A 10,431-nucleotide genomic window follows, 5' to 3' on the forward strand; every position below is an offset into this window, starting at 1 on the left:
TCGAATCTCTACCAGTCGTCGGCGGCCTTCTTCTTGTTCGTCGAAGTCGTCGTAGTAGTTGTCGTCGCAGCTTTATTCGTCGACGTAGTCGTTGTAGTTGTAGTTGTTTTCGCTTTATCAGCGGCGGCCTTGGCATCAGCAGCGGCCTTATCGGCAGCAGCTTTATCCTTCTCCGCTTTTTCCTTCGCAGCTTTCGCGTCGGCAGCAGCCTTATCCGAAGCAGCCTTGGCGCTATTCGCGTCGGCAGCGGCTTTTTCCGCCTTCGCCTTGGCATCGTTCGCCGCCTTCGCATCAGCCTGCGCCTTCACTTTATCGGCTTCAGCCGTCTTCGCCCGTGCCTCAGCCTGTGCTTTCGCAGATTCAGCCTGCTTTCGCGCCGCCTCTGCTTCTTCTTTCGCGACACGCATGGTAACACGGTCAACTTTATCGGTGAGCGCTTCCTTGCTCTCGTATTTTTCAACGCCCTTGATATCGACGATACCGCGGACGTCCTCTATCGTGGATTTCTGCATGACAGCGACGCTCGCCATCGAATTCGATGAAGAGATATCGGCTTCCTGCAGTTCCGTAACGTTCGTATACCCGCCGGCATTCGTGATATCGATGACGCCGCGGAGCACCGCGACCTTCGATGTCGTTCCGTCGCTCGCTACCGAGAACGCCGTACCGGTGACCTTAAGGTTCGCACTGCCGGTGTCGATGGCATACGTGCTCTTTTTCCCGAGCTTGGGCACCGCGAACATGGCCTTGCCTTTCGTCACAACAATACCGGCGGTACCGCTTGCGGGACTCAGCTTCTTGAACTGCACCGATGAGAGCGGCGCGATCTTCACCACACCGATGGTCTTAAGATCGACCGTCACCTCACCGTCAGCATCGGTTATCACTTCGTATCCGGCAGCGATCTTCGCGCCGATATTCGTCTTGACATCCGCGCCGTTCGCCTTCACCGCATACGTACCCTTTGCTTCGGTTATCGAACCGCTCGCCGCGACATATCCGCCGCCGCCGCCGTAGTAATTGAACGGTACGCCGCGGAGGAGATAATTGACCGCATCCTTCGCACGGACATACTGGTTCATCGGGATCCAATAGACATAGATATCAGGGTAACCGCCGCGCTCGAGGCCGAGGAGGAGTTCCTTGTATTCCTCGGACTGTCCGAGCTGCCGTTTCGTAAGCGCCTTATAAAGGACGGCATCATTGGCGAAACGGGTGCGGGGATACTCTTCGGTAACGCGGTCAAGCCAGCCCATGCCCTTCTTGAGGCTCTCCGCATCGCTGTAATAGCTGTAATACGTCATGCCGAGCCAGAGCATCGATAAGACCTTGAATTTCTGCTTGCCGGTGGTCTGATTCGCCTTTTCGAAGCATTCTACCGCCGTCGTCTTGAGCGAGCGGTCTTTTTTTGCGAGCAGAAAGTACGCGACCCCCTTCAAGTGGCAGAGCTCACCTTTATCCCCGTCGGCCGCATCGACATTGAGGGCTTCGAAGTAGCTTTTCATCTCAACGGGCTTCCCGCGCCACAATACGCGCAGCGCCTCTCTCGCCTGAGCGGACATGGGGGAATCCCACACCGTCGCGGTCACGGATTCAGCCTTATCGGCCTGCACCGCTTTGCCGTGAGCGTTGGTGTCCTTGCTCTTGTCGGTCATGATGTTGAAGTCTTTGATGAAATCGTCTTCCTCGGCATGCCGCGGTTTGCAGGATACGGCAACAAAGACGCATACTGCAGCAAGCATAAGGATCGTAAGCAGGCGTTGAGGTTTCATAAAACCATCCTCCGAAAGGTACGTAGTACAACATCATTATCGGACGCTCACCTCAAAAAGTCAAGCAAAAATTTCGTCAGCTGCGGAGGGCTCCTGACACTTGAACTTCCCATCAAAGGGTATACAATATTGGCGAAATGGATAGAAATCCCAAGGAATTCTTCTCCGGCCGGGTCGAACAATTCCGAAAATACCGTATCGGATACCCTGCGGAGGTCATCGATCTCCTTCAAAAAAGCTATGGTTTGACGAAGGGAGCGGTGGTAGCCGATATCGGCGCCGGCGTCGGCCGATTCACCGCCATGCTCGCCCCGCTTGCCCGGACGGTGTACGCGATAGAGCCGTTCGACGCCATGCGTTCGGTCATTGAGAAGGAAGTATCCTCCGATCCATCGGTCATCGTTACGAATGCGAGCGCTGAGGCCACCGGACTCGCCGCATCATCCGTTGACCTGATCACCGCGGCACAGTCCTTCCAGTGGTTCGATGCATCGGCGGCTCGGCACGAATTCATGCGCATACTCAAGCCTGATCACTATATGGTAATGCTCTGGAACGACAGGGAGATCGACCGGGACGATTTCCATCGGGAATATGAGTTCTATGTCCGCGGGCTGCCGCTCTACCGCGAGGAAACGCATAAAACGGTGACGGCGTCGGATATCGAGGCGTTCTACGGGAATGAGAATTACCGGATGCATACGTTCCATAATGAGCAAAAGCTCGATCGTGACGGCCTCATCGGTCGATTCATGTCCGCTACCTACGCCCCGAAGGCGGGGGAAGAGGGGCACGACGAAGCGATCCGATTCTTCACCGATCTCTTTGACCGCTATGCAAAAAAGGACGCCGTAACGATACATCACACGGTGGAGCTTTTCGCCGGCAAATTCTCCTGAACAGGCGGTAACACCCCGCATCACCGCCATTCATGTTTCGGGTAACGCCCGGCGAGTTCCTTGCGTATCTGTTTATACGAATTCTCCCAGAACCCGGCAAGGTCGTCGGTTATCTGCACCGGCCGCTGATTCGGCGCCAGTATCTCAAGGAGTATGCGCACTTTCCCGCCGGCTGCTGTCGGTGTACGCGGAACATCATAGAGATGCTGGAGCTTCATGCGCGCACGCGGCGGTTTCCCTTCCTGGTAGGATATCTTCATCATACGCCCGTTGGCGAGCGTTATCGACTCCGGCGCCATCTTCTCTACGAATGACCGCTCCTCATGGGAAAGCGCATTTCGTATCGGCGAAATGATATCGCGCCCGGCAATATCCTTGACGCTCGTACATCCATCGAACGTTTCGGCGAGAATGACCGCGAGCTCGTCTCGGGTGAAGGTAATGAGCGTTCGTTCAGGGAACCACGCCGCGGTACAGCGCACGCGTGTGAGAAACCGGTCGACGCTTTCATCCCATGACGGCACCGAAAACTTCCCGTCAAGCAGCGCCTCGGCAAGCATCACTGCGGCAGCGGAAGCATCCGGTGATATTCCCTTTCGCTCGATAACGATGGAACGATACCGCGTCTCGCAGATCGCAGTAACCCGGCCGTCCTTTTCATTGAACGAAACAGTACGGTTCTCGGCGAGCTCATGCGCGGGAAGCAGTTCGCTCGTGATGGGAACGACAGGATATGCGGTATGTTTCGTTGACACATCCCGAACGGCGGTTATCCCCAATGCGATAACGAGATCGGCATCGCGCACGATGCTTTTCGGCGATATATTCGCACGCACGGACCCGAAATCGAATGCGACCGCACTCCCCGGGACACGGGCACCGATGCGGTCCGGAAAGCCGGTAATAAGCGCTTGTTCGGGCGATATCCTCTTCGTTCCCGGTGATACCGTGCGGCAGAGCTGGCGGAACGTACGCCAGACACGTTCAGCCCCCGTACGCGAAATGCCGCGCGGGAGCGAACGAAAATCGTCATGCGCGGCGGCGGAAAGTATATCGGCGATGAGCGAGAGATCATCCGTCCCCGCATGCTCAAGAGGATCAAAATCATTCCCCGTGACCGGATCGTCCGAAGCGATGGCGGCCCAAAGCATTATCGTCTCCATGGCTGAGCATCCGTCCGCTGCAACAGCGATGCGCGCGATGCGCGGCGGAAGGGGAAGGTCAGCCATCCGCTCTCCGATAGCGGTCAATGACACCGCTTCGTTCTTCCGCTCAAGAGCGCCGAGCATGACAAGTACATCCATCGCCTCCTTGACACGCGCTTCATCAGGCGGCGTGATCCAGGGGAAATCACCGTATCCGAGCGATGCGAGCGTAAGCATGGCATCGGAAAGATCGACACGCATGATGTCCGGCAGATCGTCGCGCGCACGCACCGTGTTCTCACGCTCATGCCAGAGGCGTATGCAGATACCGGGGGCAACACGCCCTGCCCTGCCCCGGCGCTGTTCGGCCGAACTCATGCTTGCCGATGCCGTCTCAAGCACATTCATGCTGCGGTCATGATCATAGCGCATGCGGCGCACCGTCCCGCTGTCGATGACGATGCGTACGGTCGGGATGGTAAGCGCGGTCTCGGCGACATTGGTCGCGCAGATGATCTTTCGCACGGGGGTCGGCGCGAACACACGGTCGGAACTCTTCGTATCCATATCGCCGTGGAGCGGGAGCGGCATCACCGAGGGCACCGCACGTCGGAATGCATCGATGGTACGCGCTATCTCGTATCGGCCAGGGAGAAAAATGAGTACATCGCCCGGCTCATCCGCAACGGACTTGAACGCACGCACCGCTTCAGCCCATACCGGCGCCGTGGACACTGTCGGAGCATAGCGAAGCTCCACCGGAAACATACGCCCGCCGCCCTCGATGACCGGCGCACGGAGATAGGAAGCCACCGCATTACTGTCAAGCGTCGCCGACATGACGATGAGCGCCGGACCGCGTCCGCTGTCAATGAGATCTTTGCAGTGACCGAGCGCGATATCGGAGAGTATGCCGCGTTCGTGGAATTCGTCAATAATGACGATGCCGACATCGGCAAGCGTCGGATCGCTCCCGAGCATGCGTAAGAATATTCCTTCTGTCATAAAAACGATGCGCGCCGTATCCGAGAATGCGCGTTCGTAACGCGTATGATGTCCGCATATCTCACCCGGGCGTGCATTGAGCATCCAGGATACCCGCGATGCAAGATGGCGTGCCGCGATGACGCGCGGTTCTATGACGATGATGCGCTTCTGCGTTACGTTCGCCGTAAGGAGCATGACGGGAACGCCGGTGGATTTCCCGCTCCCGGTAGGTGCGCTTATGATAAGCGAACGGCCGGCGGAAAGCGCATCGATTATCCGTTTTTCTTCGGCGAATATGGGCAGGTCAGGGGCCATGCGGTAAGTATATCAGAATTCACCGTATTATCCATGTGTTTCCAAAGAATATAAGCTCATACCCGAATCATCACGTAAGAAAATAAAACCACGGAGGGCACAGAGAATGTATGAGAATGCAATGAAGCGTATGGAGGACAATGCGCAGCAGGTATCATCTTTCGGGTGAAAATGTTCAGCTGCCCTTCCGTTCTTTCTCGGCCTTTTCTCCGTGATCTCCGTGGTTTCTCTTTATCCTTATGTGAGGATTTGGGTCATATAATTTCCTTGACAAAGCGGGCGTGGGCTACTATACTCAAGCGTTAGAATGTTAGCTTTTAAATACGCATCCATCATGCTGTGCCTTTCTGCAGCGCTTTCTGCACTTGGTGATGCCCGTACGGCAGAGCCGTTCCAGGACGGCGACCGCACGTTCATTCACGATACGCCCCATTGAACAATAGTCCGACAGGAGATATCACCGTCATGAAAAAAAACATCACTATCCGCACTTGGAACATCATGCACTGTGCAGCAGCCGTACTATGCGCTGCCGCTCTGACCGCAGCAGAACCGATACCGATACTGAACGGTGATTTTGAGACCGATGCCGGCTGGACACTGACGGACAATGCGAAGATCGTGACGGACGGCGGGACGCGTGTATTGCATCTGAAAACGACAGCACCGGGCAATGCGAGCGCCACACAACAGCTCAATCTCGACCCTGCATGGGGAACGTTGCGCTTCAAATACCGCGTACGCGTGAACGCCATCACCCCCGGCAAGGAGAGCTGGAACAATGCGCGTATCGCTCTTACCATCTTCGGTCCGGAGAACAAGGTAACGCATACTATCGCCGGGGAATGGCCGCAGCCGACCGACGGCTGGGTCAGCGTTTCGCAGAACGTGACCATCCCCGCCGGCGCGACCTATGTGAAGATATCACCGGCGCTCTTCGCCTCCGTCGGCGACTGGATGCTCGATGACCTCACAGTTGAACTACTCGCGAACCGCGGCGAGGGCATCGATGCCGATATCCCCGCAGGCATGACGCTCACGTGGGGAAAAGAGCCTGTCGAAGATGTGAATGCGAAGCGCTCCGTGATATGCCTCAATGGGCTCTGGCAGTTCCAGCCCGCGAGAGGTCCGGCAGCCGCTGCGCCGCAGAGCTCCGGCCGCGGATGGATACGCGTACCGGGAAGCTGGCGCGGCTACCCTATGCCGTGCCTTACCATAGGCAACGGCCCCGCATGGGACGGATTCAATGCCGACGCCCCCGCAGCATGGTACGGCCGTGACATCACTATCCCGGCAGCATGGGCAGGACGAAAGATCGTCATCGATATGACACGCGTATCGACCGATGCCGCAGTATATCTTCTCGGCCGCGAGATCGGCCGAGTATCATGGCCTGGCGGCGAAGTGGACATCACCTCCGCCGTGGAGGCAGGGCGTTCCTACAAGCTGCGCATCAAAGTTGTCGCGACATCCGACGCGGCTGAGGTCACACGTTTCATGGGTATGGGCGAGGGGCAGCAGCTGAAAGAAAAAGCGGTGCTTTCCACACGCGGCCTTATCAGCGACGTATTCCTTGCGAGCCGCCCGGCAGGCGCCGTTCTTACAAGCTGTGCAGTACGTACATCGGTCCGGGAAAAACGAATCTCCATTGAAGCGGACATCTCCGGTGCAACGGGCACGGCAGCCCTGAACGCTCTCATTCGCGATGCGAAAGGCAATACGGTGAAACGGTTCACCGCCTCGTCGGAAATTTCCGAGAACGGCACCGTCCGTGCATCCTGGGACTGGAGCGATCCGCAATTATGGGACATCGATACGCCCGTGCTTTACACACTTGAACTTTCGGCATCGGGCGCTGGTCTCGATGATACTATCACCGAACGTTTCGGGTTCCGCGAATTCCGTATCGACGGCAAGCGATTCCTCCTCAATGAAAAGGAGATACGGCTTCGTCCGGCGCCGGTACATTCGGAAAGTCCCATTTCGGGCACGCGTGAGCTCATCGCCGCCGCGCTCGAGGGCCTCAAATGGGCGGGCTTCAATGCCTATGAAATGTGGCCGTGGGACCGCTTGGAACGCGGCTCGACGGAATTCGATGCGATGTGGTGCCAGGAGGCCGACCGCCTCGGCATGCTCCTTATCACACCCGCGCTCAGTCAGGGGCAATTCGTCAGCGATTGGACAAAGCCGGGCGTGAAGGAAGGCTGGGCATCGCGCATGACGCCGCTCCTCAAACGCCTCATGAATCATCCGTCGATAATCAGCTGGGTGACAGGAGCGAACCGGTTCGGCCATGGACAGGACCAGAACCCGGAAGCCATCGGATCGAAAAGCCGCGGGTCGCTCCCCGAGCCGGGATGGAAACGCGCCTCCGAATACGGTGAGGACGCATCCGCGATGATAAAGCGCGTCGACCCCACACGGCCGGTATTCATGCATGCCGGCAGTGCTGTCGGCGATATATACTCGCTCAACAATTATCTCTGTATCATACCGCTGCAGGAACGCGAGGAATGGCTTTCGCGCTACGCAGCGGAAGGCGATATGCCGGTCATGATGGTCGAATTCGGGACACCGCTGTACACGACATTCCACCGCGGACGCCGCGGTTATGGTCAGGCATCGACAAGCGAGCCCTTATACTCGGAATTCCTCGCAATGTATCAGGGCATCGATGCATACCGCGCGGAAACACCGGCGTATCGCGCCCTCGTATCATCAACGTTCGAAAAAGAATTTTTATGGAAGACATGGCATGGCATCGAAGCAGCTCGTATTCATGAAGGATTCAATCAGCTTCAAACGCTTTTCAGCCGCAACACCTATCGCACATGGCGCACCTGGGGAATATCCGGCGGCATATTGCCGTGGGGCAACGGTCACGGCTGGCTCAAGGAAGCTGGCGGCGGATCGAACATGGACCCGTTCTCGCCAAAGACGATCAAGCTCGCGGCATTCGTACCGGGTACACGCGGCTACTGGCGAGCGGAAGCGACGTACGGTCTTTTCAACTACTTCAGACCGGAGGGCATGCCGATAACCTCAGCGGGATATGCCATCATTTCGAACAACAGCGAGACACTTGCATGGATAGGCGGATCGCCGAAGTTCACGGACAAGACGCATAATTTCCGCCCCGGCGAAAAGGTCACGAAACAGATCGTCATCATCAGTGATGCTCGGTCGCCGAAGAAATATTCCGGGACGTGGAGCGTCGAGCTTAACGGCGTCATCGCCTCCGGCAGGCTCGACGGCACAGCGGAACCATCCACAACGAAATTCATCCCGCTGCAGTTCACGGCACCGGCAAAGACAGCATCGCGCGCCGACGGCATAATTCGGCTTACCTGCACGATAGGGAATTTCATGCACACCGATTCATTCGCATTCCGCGTGTATACGCCGGACACATCGACGCTGCCGTCCGTCTTTGTCCTCGACCCTGACGGCGATACATCCTCGCTGCTGAAAACACTCGGCGCATCGGCATCATCATGGAACGGTGCAAAAGGAAAACTGCTTGTGATAGGACGCAATGCATGCGCATCCGGGAATACCGATATGACCTCTGTCGAAGAGTTCGTTCGCTCAGGCGGACGCGCACTCCTTATGGCGCAGGATCCCGAATGGATGCGTAAGCGTCTTGGACTTCGTGTAAGCAGGCAGATGACACGGCGTGCATTCCCCATCGTGAGCGGTCACCGTGCACTGCTCGGCATCGATGCCGAAGCGCTCCGCGACTGGGCCGGCGAAAGCACGCTCATCCCGCCGACCGATACGGCTCTTTCATCAACGATGCTCAACCGCACGCCCGATTACGGCTGGCGCTGGGGCAGCACGCATGCGGTAAGCAGCGCCGCGATAGAAGTGCCGCATCGCGCCGGATGGCGGCCGCTCATCGCCTGTGAATTCGACTCGGCGTATACGCCGCTCGCGGAGATACCGCTCGGCAAAGGCATCCTCACAATCTGCATGCTTGATCTTGAGGACCATGTCAAGGACCCTGCGGCCGAGATCATCGCACGGAACATTCTCGTTTCCGCTTCGTCGGCGAAGATCGAGGAACGTGCCGATGCATTCTATCTCGGCAAAGATGCCGCAGCCGTTCTCACCGCATCCGGCATCGCTGCATCTCCCGTCGGATCTATTCCGGAACGGGGGCTTCTCTTCATCGGAGCGGAGGCCTCCGTCGATGATGCTGCGCTCGAATCATTCCTTCGCCGCGGGAACAATGCGGTCATACTCCCCCGGCGCACCGACACGGCTCCGCTTGGCGTGCGTATCGCAAAAAAAGACAAACACAGCGGCTCGCTCATTATACCGTCATGGCAGAGCACACGCGGATTGCTTCCGGGCGAGCTCAGACGGCGCACTGACGGAGAGGCATGGATAGTGACTTCCGGTGCCGATGCCATCGGTGCCGACGGCCTTCTCGCGGAAGTTCGCCGCGGAGGGACCGCGGTGTTCTTCCAGCCCGCTGCAGCCGCGCTCGATGCCGACCGCCTCACCTACAACCGTATCACCCGCTGGCGCTTCACGCGCGCGCTCACACAGATAGCGGCGAATCTCGGCGCCGTATGCGAAGGGGATGCGCGTATGCTCAGACCGATACAGCCGCCGGACAGGATATCGCTTGCCGACGGATGGAAGGCATCGCTCGTTACGCCCTATCCGCCGGCCGGAGCGAATGATGCAAAGCCCAAGGACCCCGGCATAAGCGACCGCGCACGTGCGCTCACCGCAAAGGAAGCTGACGAAAGCGGCATGCAGGACGCAGCTGTTTCCAAGGAGTGGGAGAATTACGGCGGGGCATGGTCGACCACGGACGGAGAAGGAGTGTTCAGGAAAGCAATAGAGATCCCCGAAACGTGGGCGGGACGCGACCTTGTCGTATCCCTTGGTGCAGTCGACGATTTCGATACCGCATTCTTCGACGGTGAAGCCATCGGATCGACGGATATCAATGTGAAGAATTTCTGGTCGGCCCCGCGTCTCTACACGGTCCCGGCGCGTCTTGCGACAGCAGGCAAGCATGTCATTGCCGTACGCGTATTCGATCATTTCGGGGGCGGCGGCCTTGTCGGTAAGCCCGAAGAGCTTGCGCTCACACCGAAAGAGCCGATCAATCCCCCGCCGGCATCGATGTATCATCCGGACTGGAAGAACGATTTCCCGCAAGGAGATGATCCGTACCGTTATTATCGCTGGTAGGCAATGCATTGCCCCGAACCATCACGTAAGAAAATAAAACCACGGAGGGCACAGAGAATGTAAGAGAGTGCAATAAAAAGCATGGAGGATAATGCGCAGAGG

5 protein-coding genes are annotated in these 10,431 nt (G+C 57.6%); 3 read left to right on the top strand and 2 right to left on the bottom strand.

Features of this window, described 5'->3' with window-relative positions; genetic code table 11:
• Positions 1-8: 8 nt before the first annotated feature.
• Complete coding sequence (locus AABZ39_14445; GenBank protein MEK6795978.1) at positions 9-1,772, bottom strand: FecR family protein; 1,764 nt, start codon at positions 1,770-1,772, stop codon at positions 9-11.
• 137 nt (positions 1,773-1,909) lie between these two features.
• Between AABZ39_14445 and AABZ39_14450 the strand changes: the two genes are divergently transcribed.
• On the top strand, positions 1,910-2,671 hold the full coding sequence (locus AABZ39_14450; protein MEK6795979.1) for a class I SAM-dependent methyltransferase: 762 nt from the start codon (positions 1,910-1,912) through the stop codon (positions 2,669-2,671).
• Positions 2,672-2,691: 20 nt separating this feature from the next.
• Here the strand turns inward: AABZ39_14450 and AABZ39_14455 are convergent, their stop codons facing one another.
• On the bottom strand, positions 2,692-5,118 hold the full coding sequence (locus tag AABZ39_14455; GenBank protein MEK6795980.1) for an ATP-dependent helicase C-terminal domain-containing protein: 2,427 nt from the start codon (positions 5,116-5,118) through the stop codon (positions 2,692-2,694).
• Positions 5,119-5,425: 307 nt separating this feature from the next.
• Between AABZ39_14455 and AABZ39_14460 the strand changes: the two genes are divergently transcribed.
• Positions 5,426-5,554: a hypothetical protein gene (locus tag AABZ39_14460; GenBank protein MEK6795981.1), complete on the top strand. Its 129-nt coding sequence runs from the start codon at positions 5,426-5,428 to the stop codon at positions 5,552-5,554.
• A 29-nt stretch (positions 5,555-5,583) separates the two neighbouring features.
• Positions 5,584-10,329, top strand: coding sequence for a sugar-binding domain-containing protein (locus AABZ39_14465; protein MEK6795982.1), 4,746 nt, complete (start codon positions 5,584-5,586; stop codon positions 10,327-10,329).
• Positions 10,330-10,431: the final 102 nt, after the last annotated feature.

The sequence above is a fragment of the Spirochaetota bacterium genome (assembly GCA_038043445.1).
In the GTDB taxonomy this organism is placed as follows: domain Bacteria; phylum Spirochaetota; class Brachyspiria; order Brachyspirales; family JACRPF01; genus JBBTBY01.